Annotated in this window: 21 protein-coding genes and 1 pseudogene; 10 read left to right on the forward strand and 12 right to left on the reverse strand. The window is 63.2% G+C overall.

Going from position 1 to position 14,793, the window contains the following annotated elements; all coding sequences use genetic code 11:
* Window positions 1-138 precede the first annotated feature (138 nt).
* The gene (locus ACVCNR_RS16395) at window positions 139-672 is read left to right on the forward strand and encodes a gamma carbonic anhydrase family protein (RefSeq protein ID WP_354192617.1); all 534 of its coding nucleotides are present in this window, start codon (window positions 139-141) and stop codon (window positions 670-672) included.
* A 118-nt stretch (window positions 673-790) separates the two neighbouring features.
* On the opposite strand, the gene ACVCNR_RS16400 is transcribed toward ACVCNR_RS16395, so the two are convergent.
* The 3 genes from ACVCNR_RS16400 to ACVCNR_RS16410 form a co-directional block, all read right to left on the reverse strand.
* Window positions 791-1,396, reverse strand: coding sequence for a transglutaminase-like cysteine peptidase (locus ACVCNR_RS16400; RefSeq protein WP_354192616.1), 606 nt, complete (start codon window positions 1,394-1,396; stop codon window positions 791-793).
* Between the two features lie 304 nt (window positions 1,397-1,700).
* Window positions 1,701-2,318: a PilZ domain-containing protein gene (locus tag ACVCNR_RS16405; RefSeq protein WP_354192614.1), complete on the reverse strand. Its 618-nt coding sequence runs from the start codon at window positions 2,316-2,318 to the stop codon at window positions 1,701-1,703.
* Window positions 2,319-2,430: 112 nt separating this feature from the next.
* Window positions 2,431-3,072 carry a PAS domain-containing protein gene (locus ACVCNR_RS16410; RefSeq protein WP_447075524.1) on the reverse strand — a complete coding sequence of 214 codons (642 nt, stop codon included), beginning with the start codon at window positions 3,070-3,072 and terminating at the stop codon, window positions 2,431-2,433.
* A gap of 413 nt (window positions 3,073-3,485) precedes the next feature.
* Between ACVCNR_RS16410 and ACVCNR_RS16415 the strand changes: the two genes are divergently transcribed.
* Together ACVCNR_RS16415 and ACVCNR_RS16420 are read left to right on the forward strand one after the other, a co-directional pair.
* On the forward strand, window positions 3,486-4,220 hold the full coding sequence (locus ACVCNR_RS16415) for a rhomboid family intramembrane serine protease (protein WP_447075525.1): 735 nt from the start codon (window positions 3,486-3,488) through the stop codon (window positions 4,218-4,220).
* Between the two features lie 103 nt (window positions 4,221-4,323).
* Window positions 4,324-4,755: a CBS domain-containing protein gene (locus ACVCNR_RS16420; protein ID WP_447075526.1), complete on the forward strand. Its 432-nt coding sequence runs from the start codon at window positions 4,324-4,326 to the stop codon at window positions 4,753-4,755.
* A 44-nt stretch (window positions 4,756-4,799) separates the two neighbouring features.
* Here ACVCNR_RS16420 and ACVCNR_RS16425 read toward each other — a convergent pair whose 3' ends face one another.
* Entirely contained in the window at window positions 4,800-5,057 is a 258-nt protein-coding gene (locus ACVCNR_RS16425; RefSeq protein WP_354192610.1) for a YjhX family toxin, read from the reverse strand.
* A 321-nt stretch (window positions 5,058-5,378) separates the two neighbouring features.
* Between ACVCNR_RS16425 and gatB the strand changes: the two genes are divergently transcribed.
* Together gatB and ACVCNR_RS16435 are read left to right on the forward strand one after the other, a co-directional pair.
* Window positions 5,379-6,878: an Asp-tRNA(Asn)/Glu-tRNA(Gln) amidotransferase subunit GatB gene (gene gatB / locus ACVCNR_RS16430; RefSeq protein ID WP_447075527.1), complete on the forward strand. Its 1,500-nt coding sequence runs from the start codon at window positions 5,379-5,381 to the stop codon at window positions 6,876-6,878.
* Window position 6,879: 1 nt separating this feature from the next.
* The gene (locus ACVCNR_RS16435) at window positions 6,880-7,359 is read left to right on the forward strand and encodes a GNAT family N-acetyltransferase (RefSeq protein ID WP_447075528.1); all 480 of its coding nucleotides are present in this window, start codon (window positions 6,880-6,882) and stop codon (window positions 7,357-7,359) included.
* 15 nt (window positions 7,360-7,374) lie between these two features.
* Here ACVCNR_RS16435 and panC read toward each other — a convergent pair whose 3' ends face one another.
* Entirely contained in the window at window positions 7,375-8,229 is an 855-nt protein-coding gene (gene panC, locus ACVCNR_RS16440; RefSeq protein ID WP_447075529.1) for a pantoate--beta-alanine ligase, read from the reverse strand.
* 1 nt (window position 8,230) lies between these two features.
* Complete coding sequence (gene panB / locus ACVCNR_RS16445; RefSeq protein ID WP_447075530.1) at window positions 8,231-9,064, reverse strand: 3-methyl-2-oxobutanoate hydroxymethyltransferase; 834 nt, start codon at window positions 9,062-9,064, stop codon at window positions 8,231-8,233.
* A 180-nt stretch (window positions 9,065-9,244) separates the two neighbouring features.
* Between panB and ACVCNR_RS16450 the strand changes: the two genes are divergently transcribed.
* Complete coding sequence (locus tag ACVCNR_RS16450; RefSeq protein ID WP_447075531.1) at window positions 9,245-9,643, forward strand: NADH:ubiquinone oxidoreductase subunit NDUFA12; 399 nt, start codon at window positions 9,245-9,247, stop codon at window positions 9,641-9,643.
* 115 nt (window positions 9,644-9,758) lie between these two features.
* Window positions 9,759-10,202 (forward strand): DUF2155 domain-containing protein, encoded by a 444-nt coding sequence (locus ACVCNR_RS16455; protein WP_354192602.1) that lies wholly within the window; start codon window positions 9,759-9,761, stop codon window positions 10,200-10,202.
* A gap of 18 nt (window positions 10,203-10,220) precedes the next feature.
* Here ACVCNR_RS16455 and radC read toward each other — a convergent pair whose 3' ends face one another.
* Entirely contained in the window at window positions 10,221-10,976 is a 756-nt protein-coding gene (gene radC, locus ACVCNR_RS16460) for a RadC family protein (protein WP_354192601.1), read from the reverse strand.
* A gap of 60 nt (window positions 10,977-11,036) precedes the next feature.
* The gene (map, locus tag ACVCNR_RS16465) at window positions 11,037-11,864 is read right to left on the reverse strand and encodes a type I methionyl aminopeptidase (protein WP_354192600.1); all 828 of its coding nucleotides are present in this window, start codon (window positions 11,862-11,864) and stop codon (window positions 11,037-11,039) included.
* A 276-nt stretch (window positions 11,865-12,140) separates the two neighbouring features.
* On the opposite strand from map, the gene ACVCNR_RS16470 reads away from it, so the two are divergent.
* Both ACVCNR_RS16470 and ACVCNR_RS16475 read left to right on the forward strand, forming a co-directional pair.
* Window positions 12,141-12,410 (forward strand): DUF982 domain-containing protein, encoded by a 270-nt coding sequence (locus ACVCNR_RS16470; RefSeq protein ID WP_435521526.1) that lies wholly within the window; start codon window positions 12,141-12,143, stop codon window positions 12,408-12,410.
* Between the two features lie 166 nt (window positions 12,411-12,576).
* The gene (locus ACVCNR_RS16475; RefSeq protein ID WP_354192598.1) at window positions 12,577-12,891 is read left to right on the forward strand and encodes a BrnA antitoxin family protein; all 315 of its coding nucleotides are present in this window, start codon (window positions 12,577-12,579) and stop codon (window positions 12,889-12,891) included.
* Window positions 12,892-12,930: 39 nt separating this feature from the next.
* Here ACVCNR_RS16475 and ACVCNR_RS16480 read toward each other — a convergent pair whose 3' ends face one another.
* On the reverse strand, window positions 12,931-13,233 hold the full coding sequence (locus tag ACVCNR_RS16480; protein WP_447075533.1) for a DUF982 domain-containing protein: 303 nt from the start codon (window positions 13,231-13,233) through the stop codon (window positions 12,931-12,933).
* A gap of 184 nt (window positions 13,234-13,417) precedes the next feature.
* On the opposite strand from ACVCNR_RS16480, the gene ACVCNR_RS16485 reads away from it, so the two are divergent.
* Window positions 13,418-13,669: a DUF6074 family protein gene (locus tag ACVCNR_RS16485; protein ID WP_447075534.1), complete on the forward strand. Its 252-nt coding sequence runs from the start codon at window positions 13,418-13,420 to the stop codon at window positions 13,667-13,669.
* Between the two features lie 114 nt (window positions 13,670-13,783).
* Here the strand turns inward: ACVCNR_RS16485 and ACVCNR_RS16490 are convergent, their stop codons facing one another.
* From ACVCNR_RS16490 to ACVCNR_RS16500, 3 genes and pseudogenes are all read right to left on the reverse strand, one after another.
* On the reverse strand, window positions 13,784-13,972 hold the full coding sequence (locus ACVCNR_RS16490) for a hypothetical protein (protein ID WP_354192595.1): 189 nt from the start codon (window positions 13,970-13,972) through the stop codon (window positions 13,784-13,786).
* A gap of 113 nt (window positions 13,973-14,085) precedes the next feature.
* Window positions 14,086-14,307: an alkylphosphonate utilization protein gene (locus tag ACVCNR_RS16495; RefSeq protein WP_354192594.1), complete on the reverse strand. Its 222-nt coding sequence runs from the start codon at window positions 14,305-14,307 to the stop codon at window positions 14,086-14,088.
* Between the two features lie 143 nt (window positions 14,308-14,450).
* Window positions 14,451-14,693, reverse strand: a pseudogene (locus tag ACVCNR_RS16500) (helix-turn-helix domain-containing protein); the annotation flags it as partial.
* Window positions 14,694-14,793: the final 100 nt, after the last annotated feature.

The following is a 14,793-nucleotide window of genomic DNA, read 5'->3' on the forward strand; positions in this document are numbered from 1 at the left end:
GCAGCCTCTTTCATCATGCTTCGCGACAGGTCCCGTTATGGCCGAGGCATTTTCTGCCTGCCGCATGCGACTGTGGAGATTTATGGTAAAGGGAGCGTAAAAGGCGCTCGCGCCGCAAGGACAGTTTCAGGAGACAAGATGCCGACCTATGCAATCGACGGAGTGGAGCCGCATTTCGACGACAGGGACACCAACTGGCTGGCGCCCGACGCAACCCTGATCGGCAATGTCTCGCTCGGCCGCAATGTCGGTATCTGGTTCGCCACGGTTATCCGGGGCGACAACGAACCGATCACCATCGGTGAGGATTCCAACGTGCAGGAACACACGGTCATGCACACCGATCCCGGTTTTCCGGTCACTATCGGCAAGGGGTGCACCATCGGTCATCGCGCGCTTTTGCATGGCTGCACCGTGGGCGACAACAGCCTGATCGGCATGGGCGCGGTGGTGCTCAACGGCGCGAGGATCGGCAGGAACTCGCTGGTAGGCGCCGGTGCCCTCGTGACCGAAGGCAAGGAATTTCCCGACAATTCCCTGATCGTCGGCTCCCCCGCCAAGGTCGTGCGCACGCTGGACGAGGCGGCGGTGGAGAAACTGCGGCAGTCGGCAGCCCACTATGTGGAGAACGCCAGGCGCTTCAAGGCCGGCCTCAAGCTTCTGGCGGACTGACCGGCCTTTCGTTGAAAAGTGGGAGCCGGCCCGGGGAGGGGCCGGCTCCTGAAACCCGGTCTTGGGACGGGGAGTGGGGGGACTCGACCGGGTTTTCCTGTGAGCCCGGATGCCTGCTTCAGCGCACGCTGGCCACGGCGTCGGCGCGCCCGTCATTGATCGACATCCACACGCCCGAGTTCTGCACCGACTGGCGCTTCAGGTAGGTATAGTCGGTGTCCGACCACGGCAGGACCTTGCCTTCCAGATTGTCGAGGATGAAATCGCCCATGCTGGTGTGCACGGTCAGCACCGCATGGCCTTCGCCGTTGGGCTGGCGCACCACGGTGATCAGCAGGTTGCCGGCCGGCACGCCGGCCTGCATCAGGCGGCGGCGCTTTTCCAGCACATAGTCCTCGCAATCGCCCTCGCCATTGACCGGATAGGACCACACTTCCTCACGGCCCCAGATTTCCATGTCGGTGCGCGGCAGAACGCTGGCGTTGACGTCGTTGTTGACGGCAATCAGGGTGGCCCACAGCTTGCGGGTCAGTTCGACAGGCGACTTCCGGTTCGTCTTCTGGCGGCATTCCTGCGGCTGGCCCTGGCAGAATTCGTAGTGGCCGACCGGTTGCGTGGTGCGGGCACCGGTCTGCATATAGCTGCCTCCGGCATTGGCGCTTCCCAGCGATGCGATCAGCAGTGTCAGAGCCGCGAAAAGCGGTGCGCCCCAATTGGTGGTCATTATGAAGTCTCCCCGTTTGAGGAGACAATGACAGGTCCGGATTTATTTGACGCAAAATCGCGAAGAAGATATTGAGTAAAACCTAGATCGTTTTAATATGAAACAAGAATAAAATAAGAAACAAATTTGATTCAAATTTTATCTTTTTCCAACCGTCGGCATTGCCGGGCAATGGCTCGCCAAGCGGCGATTTTGCTGCCGGATATCAGCGATGGTGGAAACCGAGATAGCGCAGCCAGATGGTATCACCCGTTGCCGCAGGAATGCGGCAGGGCGGGACCAAGGTTTTGGCTGGCGTAACGTGCTAGTTGCGAGGCCGGTTGAATTCCGCGTCCAGTGAATCCGCGCGCTGGAGAACAGCGAACTCGATGGCCACGCCGTCCTCGAAATGGCGCACCACCTGGCCGCGCATGGTTCCGAGCGTGATCTGCACGCCGACGGCGGGCTTCACCGCGATCTCGACGGCCGCGCCCGAAAGCGACAGGTCGATGATGCGGCACGGATACTGGCGCCCATCCACCAGATGCAGGACGGTGACGGGATTGCGCGGCGTCACGCGCTCGTGGCGGCGATCTTCCGGCAGGTCGAGTTCGTGCTTGTTGGCAAGCCAGGTCAACTGCGCCGCCAGTTTCTCGCGTTTGCGTTCGGAGGCCATCACCGTCATGGCGAAGCCGTTCTGGAAGGTGCGCGTCACCACGCCCTCGATGCGGCCGATATGGTCGATATAGGCGATGATCCGTTCGCCGGGCTGCCCGACGCGATCGGCGCGCAGGGCCATGTTGCCGGGAGACATTTCGATGACCTGGCAGGGATGTTCCGAGCGGTCCTCCAGCATGAAGCGTCCGTAGACCTTGACCCGGACACGCTGGAACGCACGTCTTTCGACGTGGGACGGCGCCTGGATCTTCGCCGCTGAATTCATAACCGCCTACACCCCGTTGGCCGTCCCGCCTGTATCGGGCGGATTCTTGCCACAAGTGTTAACCGAGGAAGGTTAACAAGCCGCAAATGGGGACGTAGGGGAAGGTGGCGGCCTATTCCTCGTCGCGGCCGCCATCCAGCACCAGAAGGTGACGGATCCTGCGGGCCCTGCCATAGCCGGCCAGCGTGCTGGCGGCATCGAGTTCGATCGGGGCAAGTTCGGGGGCGCCGATGGCCGGCCGTTCGGGTGGCGCGGTCTTCTTTGCGTTGGGGTCGACGGTGCGCAGCGCGTCGATCACCGCATCGCCGATCGGGTCGGCGCCCAGCCAGAACGGCCTGTGTGCGGGGGCGGCGACGCCGAGGCAGCGCAGGCTTTCCGGGCCGCCCTCGAGGGGCAGGGCCAGCAATTCGAAGGGAACGGAGCGGCCTGTCCTACTGATCGCCTCATAGGCGATGAGCACCACCGAATGCTTGTGGAACACGCTGTCGAGCAGGCGGGAGATGAGTTGCTGGTCCTTCGGGCGCCAGAGGGAAGGGAAGCTGAACCCTTTCAGCTCGCGCCCGTAGGCGGCGCACAGCCGCGTGCCGGCCAGCCGGAAGACGGCCTCGCCCCGCGTGTCTTTTTCGAGGATGAACGTGTCGGCCAGCAGCTTCTTGATATCGGCCGGCTCGATTTCCGTGCGTTTCGGCGCAGAACGTCCGTCGCGCAGCCGATTCCAATAATGGAACAGTGCGATGGATCCCGCCAGTTTCATGTTCGCTCCGCTCCGTGCAATCTGAAGTCTGATTGTCCCAACGATGAACAGGAGGACATTTCCGTCGACCTACATGCGGTGCGGAGCAGGAACCGTGCCAGCCTTGTGGCGGCTTGTGCACGGATCGAGGCCGTTAAGGTTAACAAAGGGTTTAGATTGCGGCGGGCGCGTTCCTGTGAGACGTTGAAATCATTCCAGAAAGCGGTCTGCCTGCCCAGGGTGCCGGTCTTTCAGTCAAAAGTGTCAGGAGCCGGGGAGGCTCGACCGGCCGTTCGGGGAAGACCCTGAACGGCCTCTTTTTTTGATTCGATTCGCCCTTTTCCGCGCCCTGATTCGACGCACAATGGCGATTCACCGTTTGGAAAACGGCCAGACCTCGCCTACATGGCAGCCTTCGAACAGGATGATCCCCGATGAGCGAACCTGACCGCGCGGCCGACCGCTACGACACGCTTCGACGGGCGGTGCCGCGCCGCGAGCCGGTGTTCAACCTGCCGGGCATCGTGCTGCTTCTTCTGGCATTGTGCATCGGCATCCATCTGGTGCGGACCTACATGCTGTCGCCGGATCAGGATTTCGAACTCATCATCCGCACCGCTTTCGTGCCGATCCGCTACTCCGGCGAATATGTGCTGGATGTCTACGCCTTCACCAGCCCCTTCACCTACGCCTTGCTGCACGGCAGCTTCGCGCATCTTGCCGTGAACATGGTGTGGATGGCCGCGTTCGGCTCGCCGCTTGCCAATCGCCTCGGCGCTCTGCGCTTCGCGGTTTTCTTTGCGGTCACCGGCCTGGCGGCGGCGTTGTTCTTCTACCTTATCCATCCGCTGGGGCAGGCGCCGCTGGTCGGTGCGTCCGGTTCCATCTCCGGCATGATGGGGGCGGCGGCGCGTTTCGCCTTCCGCATCGACCGCTCGGGCGGGAAGGGCGCCTTTGCCGGCGATCCCCTGCCGATGCGCGAGATCGTGCGCTCGCGCGCGGTCATCACCTTCCTGGCCGTGTGGATGGTGATCAACCTTGTCACCGGTCTTGTCGGCATCGTGCCGGGCGAGGAAGCCCAGATCGCCTGGGAGGCCCATATCGGAGGCTTCCTCGCCGGCTTCTTCGGCCTGCGTCTGTTCGAGGCCGGTATGGCGCGCCGCCCCTGAATCTGCGGCGCCGCGGCGCTTGAAAAGCCGACAGCTAGAGCGCACCATGGCTCTGCGAACGTGATGGCCGGTACGAGGCCGGCCAAACGCAGAGGAGGACGCAATGACGGTTAAGGCCATTCTCGCGGAAAAGGGCTATGGCGTTTTCACGCTCGGCCCCAACGAGAAACTTGGCGAGGCGATCCGCCTGCTTGCCGAACATCGGGTGGGCGCACTGGTGGTGACCAATACCGAGGGCAAGATCGTCGGCATCATTTCCGAGCGCGACATCGTGCGCGTGATGGCCTCGCATGGCGCGGCGGCCCTCGACATGGCGGTTCGCGATTCGATGACGCCCAAGGTCAAGATCTGCAACGAGAACCATACGGTCAACGAGATCATGGAGATCATGACGGCCGGGCGCTTCCGCCATCTGCCGGTGGAGAAGGACGGCAAGCTGTACGGCATCATCTCGATCGGCGACGTGGTGAAGCGCCGGATCGAGGATGTCGAACGCGAGGCCGAGCAGATCAAGGCCTATATCGCAACCGCCTGAAGCAAAGCCGCTCCGCCGGTCGGCATGGGCGGAGCGGCTGCATTTCACCTGTTGTCCGGCCGGGACCGCACCAGTTCGAGCCCCCGCCGCGTGATGCGATAGGGGCCGCCATTGGCGGAGGCTATGGCCTTCTTGCGTTTGAGGCTGCGGAACAGTTCAAGCGTAAAGTCCGGGTAGACCCAGCCGTCGCGGGTGAGACACCACAGGTCCTCGATCCGTTTGTTCTCGTCTTTTTCGAGTTCGATACGCCCGCCTTGCGCGAGCAGGTGCAGGATGCGCTGTTCGTTGCGCGGTATGTTCATCTTTCAATTCCGGGAAAACCTGGCCTTTCGGCCAACACAAAAAATCGCGGCCGCAAGCTATGCGGCGCGAGGCTCTTCGTGGTTTTCGCGCCCTGCCTTCGGTTGGAAGGTCAGGGCTTCACCGGGACTGAGAAGACGTAGACATCAAGGCTCCTGCGGATGGCGCACATATAGCCAAAGCGGATGAAAACCGCCAGAGCCGGCTTTATGCCGGCTTTGCGCTTGTTTGGACGTCCGGTTTGGACTAGCGAAGCGATACGCTCTATACCGGCCGGATACGCAGACGTATTCCGGTCCATCCGAAAAGACGACAGGCCGCACATGACCATCGTAGATACCCGCACGCCCGACCCCAAGCGCCTCATTTCCGGCGCGACCGGAGACTGGGAGATCGTCATAGGCATGGAAGTCCATGCCCAGGTGACCTCGCAGTCGAAGCTGTTTTCGGGGGCCTCGACGGCCTTCGGCGCGGCGCCCAACGCAAATGTGTCGCTGGTCGATGCGGCCATGCCCGGCATGCTGCCGGTCATCAACGAGGAGTGCGTGAAGCAGGCGATCCGCACCGGTCTCGGCCTGAAGGCCCAGATCAACCTGAAGTCGGTGTTCGACCGCAAGAACTATTTCTATCCGGACCTTCCGCAGGGCTATCAGATCTCGCAGTTCAAGCAGCCCATCGTGGGCGAGGGCAAGATCATCGTCTCGGTCGGTCCCGACAAAAAGGGCGAGTTCGAGGACATCGAGATCGGCATCGAGCGCCTGCATCTGGAGCAGGACGCCGGCAAGTCCATGCACGACCAGCATCCGACCATGTCCTATGTCGACCTCAACCGCTCCGGCGTGGCGCTGATGGAGATCGTGTCCAAGCCGGACATGCGCTCGTCGGACGAGGCGAAGGCCTATCTCACCAAGCTGCGCACCATCGTGCGCTATCTCGGCACCTGCGACGGCAACATGGACGAGGGCTCCATGCGCGCCGACGTCAACGTGTCGGTGCGCCGGCCAGGCGAGGGCTTCGGCACGCGCTGCGAGATCAAGAACGTCAACTCCATCCGCTTCGTCGGCCAGGCCATCGAATATGAAGCGCGTCGCCAGATCGCCATTCTGGAGGACGGCGGCAGCATCGATCAGGAAACCCGCCTGTTCGACGCCAACAAGGGCGAGACGCGCTCCATGCGCTCCAAGGAAGAGGCGCATGACTATCGCTACTTCCCCGACCCGGACCTTTTGCCGCTTGAGTTCGACCAGGCCTATGTCGATGCGCTGGCCGCCGACCTGACCGAGCTGCCGGACGACAAGAAGACGCGGTTCGTGGAAAAGCTCGGCCTGTCGGCCTACGACGCCTCCATCCTGGTTTCGGAAAAGGCGATTGCCGACTATTTCGAACAGGTGACGGCGGGCCGCGACGGCAAGCTGGCCGCCAACTGGGTCATCAACGACTTGCTGGGAGCCTTGAACAAAGCCGGCAAGGACATTGAAGAGACTCCGGTTTCGCCCGACCAGCTCGGCGCCATCCTCGACCTCATCAAGGAAGGCACCATCTCCGGCAAGATCGCCAAGGACCTGTTCGAGATCGTCTGGAACGAGGGCGGCGATCCGCGCGAGATCGTGGAAAAGCGCGGCATGAAGCAGGTCACCGACACCGGTGCCATCGAGAAGGCGGTGGACGAGGTGATCGCCGCCAACCCGGACAAGGTCGAGCAGGCCCGGGCCAAGCCGACGCTGGCCGGCTGGTTCGTCGGGCAGGTGATGAAGGCGACCGGCGGCAAGGCCAACCCGCAGGCGGTCAACGATCTGGTCAAGGCTAAGCTGGGCATCGAATAGCATGTTCGTGCGCACGGCCGGCGAGCATGACCTTGAAGCGATCAAGGCCCTGCTCGCCGCGACTTGGCACGCGACCTACGATGCGATCTACGGCCCGCGGCGGGTGGACGAGATCACCGCCGAATGGCATTCCATGGCCTCGCTCCGGGCGCGGCTGACGCATCCGCATTCGGAATTTCTCGTAGCCGACGACGGCAAGGCGATTGCCGGCATGGCCTTCGCCGCCGCCACCGATGACGGCAAGGTGGTGTGGCTGCGCCAGCTCTATGTGCTGCCGGAAAGGCAGGGCGCGGGCATCGGCACCATGCTGCTGGACGAGGTGGAACAGTGCTTTCCCGAGGCCCGCATGCTCAAGCTCGAGGTCGAGCAGGAAAACGCCCCGGCAACAGGCTTCTATCGGGCAAGGGGTTTTGCCGTCGCCGATGCCCCGGCGGTGCAGGACGAGGTTTCCATTGTGGTGATGGAAAAGCCGCTCTCCTGAACGCCTGCCGGTCGATCACGTCCGTGCCGCGATCTCCACATTGTCGATGAGGCGGGTGGTGCCGAGCCACGCGGCCGCCAGCAACCGCCCTTCGGTCTCCGCGCGCCATGGCGCGAGCGTTCCGCTTTCGCGCGCCGCCACATAGTCGACGCTCCTGAAGCCGGCTTGCAGCAGCGCCTCGCGTGCCTTGGCTGTCTCCGTTTCGGGGTCGGCCCCGCCGGCGATGGCGGCGGATGCGTTGCGCAGCACCTTGTTCAACTGCCTTGCCACCGCGAGCCCGGTCTCGTCCAGATAGGCATTGCGCGACGACATGGCGAGGCCATGTGCATCGCGCACGGTTGGCGCGCCGACGATCTCGACCGGAATATCGAGGTCGCGGCACAGTTGCCGCACCACGCAAAGCTGCTGGTAGTCCTTTTCGCCGAACACGGAGCAATCGGGCGCGGCTTGCAGGAACAGCTTGGTGACGACGGTGGCCACGCCTTCGAAGAAATGCGGGCGAAAGTCGGTTTCCAGCCCCGCGGACGGACCGCCGACGACCACCTTGGTGGCAAAGCCTTTCTGATAGACCTCCTCCGGCGCGGGCGTGAAGGCGAGTTGCACGCCGACTTCCGCCAGGCGTTCCAGATCGCGCTCCAACTGGCGCGGGTATTTGTCGAGGTCTTCGGTCGGCGCGAATTGCGTCGGGTTCACGAATATGGAGACGATGCAGCGGTCGGCGCGCGACAGCGCCTCGCGCATCAGCGAAAGATGGCCTTCGTGAAGCGCGCCCATGGTCGGAACCATGGCGATGCCGAGGCCCTGCCGGCGCCAGTCCTTCACCTGGGCACGCAGGTCGGCGACGGTGCGGGAAATATGCGGTCCGCCCATGTCAGCCCTTTTCGTCCGGCTTGCTGAACACATGGTCCGGCGTCGGAAAGGCGCGGGCGCGAACCTCTGCGGCGTAGCTCATCGCCGCCTTGGCGACCTCGTTGCGCAGGTCGGCGTATTCCTTGACGAATTTCGGCACCCGGTCGACGGTGAGCCCGACCGCGTCATCGATGACCAGCACCTGCCCGTCGCAGATCGCACTTGCCCCGATGCCGATGGTCGGGATCGACAGGATGCGGGTGATTTCGGCGGCGACCGGCTCCATGGTGCCCTCGATCACCACCGAAAAAGCTCCGGCCTGCTCCACCGCGCGGGCATCTTCCAGCAGCTTGGCGACACTTTCGTCGGTCTTGCCCTTGATCTTGTAGCCGCCTTCCTTCTCCACCGATTGCGGCTGGAGGCCGATATGGCCCATCACCGGAATGCCGGCTTCGACGATCGCCGCGATGCGGTCGGCCATGTCGGTGCCGCCTTCCAGCTTGACCGCGTGGCAGCCGGTTTCCTCGAACAGCCGCCGGGCCGACGCCAGCGCCTGCCCGGGCGAACCCTCGTAGCTGCCGGCCGGCATGTCGACCACCACGCAGGCATTGCGCGCCCCGCGCATGACGGCCTTTCCGTGCAGGATCATCATTTCCATGGTCGCGCCGAGCGTGGTGTCATGCCCATGCAGCACCATGGCGACGCTGTCGCCGACCAGCAGCAGGTCGACATGCGGTTCGAGCAGCCTGGCGATGGGATAAGTGTAGGCGGTGAGGCACACGACCGGCTCGCCGCCCTTGCGGGCACGGATGGCTTCGGTTCTGGCGTGAGATTCGGCCGACAAGACAGGTGCCATTCTCTCCCTCCGGTATTTTGCCGCATGGCCCCGATCGGCAGGCAGCATTAGAAATATGACAGCGGCTTGGCAAGGCGCATTGTGCACTGCACTAGCAAAAGGCTTGCCCAAAACGCTTGTCATTGCCATATGGCGGGGTCATAAGCAGCGGGCAGGCGGTTTTTGCCCGGCGAGGATTGGATGAAGAAGTTTCTCCTGCAGGTTTTCACCTGGTGGAACGGCCAGAACCTGAACACGCGTTTCTACACCTGGCGTGCGGGCACGCGCGTCGGCGAGGACGAGTTCGGCAACGTCTATTACGAGGGCGGCGTCGATTCCGAAGGCCGTACGCGCCGCTGGGTGATCTATAACGGCTATTCGGAAGCCTCGGCCATTCCGCCGGGCTGGAATGGCTGGATCCACCATCGCGTCGACGTGCCGCCGACCAGGGAAGACTACAAGCCGCGCGAATGGCAGAAGCCGTACCAGCCGAACCTCACCGGCACACCGGCCGCCTATCGCCCCAAGGGGTCAATCCTGGGCACCGGCCATCGCCCGCAGGTGACCGGCGACTACGACGCCTGGACGCCGGGTTCCTGAACGAATCCGGTTTCCTGAGGCATTTCTTGCCACATTTGGCGTTTAGCTGGTTGCCTCGTCCGCAACGCCCGCTAGCCTTTCGAATCATTGCTGGCGCAACAATCGGTGTTTCTGCATGAGGGTAATCGGCCGTAACTGGACCTGCGCGGCGGCCGCTCTGGCCGTGATCGGTGGGCTTTCCGGCGCGTCCTATGCGCAGGACAAGGCCGCCGGCGAGCGCGTCTCCAACGCCGTGGCCGAGTTCGCCGGGCTCGACAAGATCACCGGCCGCATCATCTCCTTCGACGTCTATATCGACGAGACAGTCCAGTTCGGCGCCCTGCAGGTGACGCCGCGCGTCTGCTATGCGCGTCCCGGCGCCGAGGCGCCGAAGACCGATTCCTTCGTCGAGGTCGACGAGATCACGCTGGACCGCAAGATCAGGCGCATCTTCACCGGCTGGATGTTCGCCGAAAGCCCCGGCCTCAATGCCGTCGAGCATGCCGTCTATGACGTGTGGCTGAAGGGCTGCAAGCAGAAGTCGGACGTGCCCGCACCCGATTCTGCCAAGACGAACTGAAACAGCCGCCGCCTTCCCTCAGATCAGCAGCAGCCCCTTCATCGAGGCGTAGCCCTTCTTGCCGATGATGATGTGGTCGTGGACGATGATGCCGAGCCGTTTGCCGGTCTCCACGATCTCCTTCGTCATGTCGATATCGGCCCGCGAGGGCGTCGGATCGCCCGAGGGATGGTTGTGGACGAGCACGATGGCGGTGGCCGACAGTTCCAGCGCCCGCTTCACCACTTCGCGCGGATAGACCGGCGTGTGGTCGACGGTGCCGGTCTGCTGCACCTCGTCGGCGATGAGGCCGTTTTTCTTGTCGAGGAACAGGATGCGGAACTGTTCGCGCTGCTCGAAGGCCATCGCCGCCTTGCAATAGTCGAGCACCTGCGTCCACGAGGTCAGCACCTCGCGTTCCTTGATCTCGCCCAGCACCATGCGCTGTGCGGCGGCGGCAATCACTTTCAGGTCGAGCGCCACGGCCGGGCCGATGCCCTTGACCTCCTGCAACAGGTTCGTCGGCGCACCCAGCACCTCGGCCAGCGTGCCGAAGCGGGCAAGCAGCGCCTTGGCGACAGGCTTGGTGTCGGCGCGCGGGATGAGGCGGAACAGAAGCAGTTCCAGCAGTTCATAGTCGGGCAGGGCGCCATGGCCGGCGGACTGGAAACGCTCGCGCAACCGATCGCGATGGCCGAGGTAGTGCGGCTTTTCCACCGCCACACTTTCCTTGCGGGGTGGCGGCATGGGTTGCTCGGCCAGATACCCGCGCAATTCGTCGCTGTTCTTGCTCATACGCCCGCCAAGCCCCCCAACGCATCGCGCATGCCGGCAATGCTGCCGATACTATCGATGTTAGGCTGGTAGGCCCGGCCGGTCGAGCCCCCTGGGTGACAGGGTGAACACCTCGCAGCCGTTCTCGGTCACGCCGACGGTGTGCTCATACTGGGCTGAAAGGGAGCGGTCGCGGGTGACCGCGGTCCAGCCGTCGGACAGCACCTTCACATGCGGCCGGCCGAGATTGATCATCGGCTCGATGGTGAAGATCATGCCGGGGCGCATCTCCACGCCGTCGCTGACATTGCCGTAGTGCAGGATGTTCGGCGCGTCGTGGAACAGCCGCCCGACGCCGTGGCCGCAGAAATCGCGCACCACGGAGCAGCGCTCGCCCTCGGCGTAGCTCTGGATCGCGGCGCCGATGGCGCCGGTGCGCACGCCGGGCTTCACGGCCGCGATGCCGCGCAGCAGGCACTCATAGGTCACTTCGAGCAGCCGTTCCGCCGCGCGCTTGATGTTGCCCACGGGGTACATGCGGCTGGCGTCGCCATGCCAGCCGTCGACGATGTAGGTGACGTCGATATTGACGATGTCGCCGTCGCGCAGCGGCTTGTCGTCCGGGATGCCGTGGCAGACGACATGGTTGATGGACGTGCAGGTCGACTTGGTGTAGCCGCGATAGTTGAGGGTCGCGGGCAGGGCGCCGTTATCCATGCCGAACTCGAACACGAAGCGGTCGATCGTGTTGGTCGTCACGCCGGGCTGGACGATGTCGGCCAGCGCATCGAGGCACTGGGCCGTCAGATTGCAGGCCTTGCGCATGCCGGCAAAGCCTTCCTCGTTGTAAAGACGGATCTGGCCGGTATTGCGCAGCGGTGCAGTGTCTGCGTCGAGATAGGTTGTCATGGCTTTGGCGACTGGTTTGGGGCGACTGGGTTCGGATGACTGGCTTCGAGATTGGTTGACCATCATGTGGCACCGATTTCACTTGGCTTCAACCCGTGCGCGGAAATCGGGCCGCTTTGCGGAACCTCCCGGCGGCGAATCGCATTGGTGACACAATCGAAGTGCAAGGCAGGGCAATTGCGGCGGCCCGTGGGCCGGCCATTGGCACGAAGACCGTTCCGCAGTCGCCCTATTCCGATGAGGCATGCAATGGACAGGCTGCAATTCGCGGTACCGGTGCGCATTTCGCCGTCGGCCGGTGCTCCGGTCGAGGAAATCTACGGCATCGAGCAGGCGCTGGACTTTCTTCAGAACTGGCCGGTGGGCCGGCAGGGGCCGCTTTTCCAGGCGGCGTTCGACGCCTGCTTCGGCGCCAGCGTCGATGTCGTGCCGACCGAGGAGGCGTGCCGGGCCTTGACGGCGTTCTGCCGGGTCAGCGGCCTTCTCGCCCGGGATGCGGCCATGCCGGGAACGAGCGCGGCCGAGGCTTTGCCGCGTTTCAACTGAGCGGGAGAAGCCCGCGCGGAAAGCATCCGTCCGAGGTTCGGCTGAACGCATAAAAATTTAATAAAAACAGATATTTATTTGAATACAATCTCGCTGTTCATATTAATCTTCCAGCGATAGGAATCGAAAACAACCTGCTGTCGGGGCGCATACCGGAAGCAGCAAGATGTCGATTCGCGAGAAACGATTCAGTATCGTCATTGACCCCACCAACCTGTGGACCGTGTGGGATGGCGAAGACGAAACGCCGGCCGTGTTCGGCGACAGGGTGCTGTGCAGCCTTTCGGAAAGCGAGGCGCGCTCGGCCAGCGACGTGCTGAACGCCATCGACGAAAGGCGGCGCTGGCGTCGCCCGCCACCGCCGCCCGAGGGGATACGCATGGAAAATCTGCTCGATCCCGAAGTGATCGCCAAGTTCAAGGCCACCGGCCCCGGCTGGCAGTCCCGCATCAACCAGGTGCTGCGCGCCGCCAAGCTCTGATCATTCGGGATTCAGCAGGGCCGGGGAACCGTCGCCTCGTCAGGTGCGAATGCCGCCGGATGGGGAACTCACAGTCTGCACCCATGGCATGACCGTGCTGATATCCTCCAGGATACGGCAGGACTTGGCGAATCCGACGAAGGCGCTGCGCGCCGCGCTGAGCGGATAGTCGGTCTCGAATGCCTTCTGGCAGGCCCTCAGGGCCGTGGCATGGATCGGTCCGCGCCTGTTCCTGGGCCAGTCGTACAGGAATTCGAGCGCATCCTCGAGGCATGCGATTTCCTGCACGAGGCGGTCGCCATTCTTCACGAAAACGGGACTGTCGAACGTCCTTGTGCTCATCAGGTCCTCCTGAATCCAAAGAGCTTTCGGTTGAAGAAAAGGGCAGGTACCAAGCAGCACCCGCCTACAACAAATATGTTAACCCTATGTGACGCTTTCAAGATTGGCGGGTGTTTCGATCCTGAAGACAAAGAAACGCATCGCGTTCACCAACTGTAAACCATGACAGTTCAAGCATGCCGCCATGGCTGACCTGATTCCTTTCCCGCTTCATTCCCGCACCCGGCTCATCCGTTCCATGGTGAACGACCTCAAGGTCGTGCACGGCCCGGCTGCAAATCTGTTCTGGCGCGAGCGCATCGCCGGCATCGTTGCCGAACTGCGGCGATCCGGGTTGGGCGACGATGCGATCCGCACCGAGATCCTCGGCCTTCAGGATGCCGTCCAGGCCGAGCTTCAGGGCAGCTACATGTGCCAGCGAGACGGCACCGCCTGAAGCCGCGAAGGGCCTCGAGCATTTGCAGCCAGACGGAATCGTCTGGCGTTGCACAAATGCGGCCAAGGAAACCAAGCTGGAGCAGCGGGCCGGGTCGTTAGAATGCTTGCTGCCCTAGCGGCGGGTCGAGCCCGTCATGAAGGGGTCTATGCCATGCGGAACGGTTTTCGCAGGCTCCCGGGCCGAGAGGATGGCCAGCGCCAGCAGGCCGACGAAGGCGGGGGCGAAAAGCACACCCACGCGCGCAAGGCAGATAAGCGTTTCCCAGCGGCGGGGAACCTGTTTTTCGTCACTCTGGCTCATGCTTCCCGATATGGGACAGGAGAGTCAAAGTTCGGTTAATCCGGGGCTGTCGCCGGGCTTCTTGCACAAGTTCCACAAAGTGGCCGGCCGCTCCCGTCGGGCTGCGGGCGCGGTCAGGCCTTCCTGACGAACTCGGTCTTCAGCACCAGGCCCTTGACCTGTCTGGTATTAGCCTCGATCTCCCCGGCGTTGCCGTTCAGGCGGATGTTCTTCACCAAAGTGCCGCGCTTGATCGTCTCCGAAGTGCCCTTGACCTTGAGGTCCTTGATCAGGGTCACACTGTCGCCTTCGTTGAGCTGATTGCCGTTGCTGTCGCGAACCACGGTGTCGGTCATGCCTGTTCCTTCTGCAATATCCATGGCAGCCGGGGTTGCCCGGCGCGAGGGGAAAATGTCGGGATGGCTCAGAAGTCGTCTTCGCCGACGATGCCGCCTTCGCTTTCCAGCGTGGCGATCCGCCGGACCTCGGACGAATTGAATTTCAGGCGCACGCCCGCGCCGCCGCCGTTTTCGGGAATGAAGCGGATGCCCAGCTTCTCCAGCGCGCTTCTGACCGCCCGCACATTGTTGGGAAGGCCGCTGGCCGGCCCTTCGCTGGATTCCATGCGCCGCAGCGTGGTGACGGAAATGCTGGCCAGCTTCGCGAGCTTCTCCTGCCCCACGCCTGCCAGAACCCTGCCGGCTGCGATCTGCCGACCGCTGACCTGATCCGCTCCGCTCAATTCTGCAACCCGTCTTTCGGAACCCGCCGGTGCCACCATAGCACGGGTGCCTGCCGGATCAATCGATGCGCTTTGGGGAAGGGGTATGAAAGGGCGGCGC

It is taken from the genome of Aquamicrobium terrae, from assembly GCF_052978165.1.

What these genes read in the sequence shown, in the direction of transcription:
- ACVCNR_RS16395 (WP_354192617.1), top strand. Translation starts at nt 139, where the DNA reads ATGCCGACCTATGCAATCGACGGAGTGGAGCCGCATTTCGACGACAGG.
- ACVCNR_RS16400 (WP_354192616.1), bottom strand. Translation starts at nt 1,396, where the DNA reads ATGACCACCAATTGGGGCGCACCGCTTTTCGCGGCTCTGACACTGCTG.
- ACVCNR_RS16405 (WP_354192614.1), bottom strand. Translation starts at nt 2,318, where the DNA reads ATGAATTCAGCGGCGAAGATCCAGGCGCCGTCCCACGTCGAAAGACGT.
- ACVCNR_RS16410 (WP_447075524.1), bottom strand. Translation starts at nt 3,072, where the DNA reads ATGAAACTGGCGGGATCCATCGCACTGTTCCATTATTGGAATCGGCTG.
- ACVCNR_RS16415 (WP_447075525.1), top strand. Translation starts at nt 3,486, where the DNA reads ATGAGCGAACCTGACCGCGCGGCCGACCGCTACGACACGCTTCGACGG.
- ACVCNR_RS16420 (WP_447075526.1), top strand. Translation starts at nt 4,324, where the DNA reads ATGACGGTTAAGGCCATTCTCGCGGAAAAGGGCTATGGCGTTTTCACG.
- ACVCNR_RS16425 (WP_354192610.1), bottom strand. Translation starts at nt 5,057, where the DNA reads ATGAACATACCGCGCAACGAACAGCGCATCCTGCACCTGCTCGCGCAA.
- gatB (WP_447075527.1), top strand. Translation starts at nt 5,379, where the DNA reads ATGACCATCGTAGATACCCGCACGCCCGACCCCAAGCGCCTCATTTCC.
- ACVCNR_RS16435 (WP_447075528.1), top strand. Translation starts at nt 6,880, where the DNA reads ATGTTCGTGCGCACGGCCGGCGAGCATGACCTTGAAGCGATCAAGGCC.
- panC (WP_447075529.1), bottom strand. Translation starts at nt 8,229, where the DNA reads ATGGGCGGACCGCATATTTCCCGCACCGTCGCCGACCTGCGTGCCCAG.
- panB (WP_447075530.1), bottom strand. Translation starts at nt 9,064, where the DNA reads ATGGCACCTGTCTTGTCGGCCGAATCTCACGCCAGAACCGAAGCCATC.
- ACVCNR_RS16450 (WP_447075531.1), top strand. Translation starts at nt 9,245, where the DNA reads ATGAAGAAGTTTCTCCTGCAGGTTTTCACCTGGTGGAACGGCCAGAAC.
- ACVCNR_RS16455 (WP_354192602.1), top strand. Translation starts at nt 9,759, where the DNA reads ATGAGGGTAATCGGCCGTAACTGGACCTGCGCGGCGGCCGCTCTGGCC.
- radC (WP_354192601.1), bottom strand. Translation starts at nt 10,976, where the DNA reads ATGAGCAAGAACAGCGACGAATTGCGCGGGTATCTGGCCGAGCAACCC.
- map (WP_354192600.1), bottom strand. Translation starts at nt 11,864, where the DNA reads ATGACAACCTATCTCGACGCAGACACTGCACCGCTGCGCAATACCGGC.
- ACVCNR_RS16475 (WP_354192598.1), top strand. Translation starts at nt 12,577, where the DNA reads ATGTCGATTCGCGAGAAACGATTCAGTATCGTCATTGACCCCACCAAC.
- ACVCNR_RS16480 (WP_447075533.1), bottom strand. Translation starts at nt 13,233, where the DNA reads ATGAGCACAAGGACGTTCGACAGTCCCGTTTTCGTGAAGAATGGCGAC.
- ACVCNR_RS16485 (WP_447075534.1), top strand. Translation starts at nt 13,418, where the DNA reads ATGGCTGACCTGATTCCTTTCCCGCTTCATTCCCGCACCCGGCTCATC.
- ACVCNR_RS16490 (WP_354192595.1), bottom strand. Translation starts at nt 13,972, where the DNA reads ATGAGCCAGAGTGACGAAAAACAGGTTCCCCGCCGCTGGGAAACGCTT.
- ACVCNR_RS16495 (WP_354192594.1), bottom strand. Translation starts at nt 14,307, where the DNA reads ATGACCGACACCGTGGTTCGCGACAGCAACGGCAATCAGCTCAACGAA.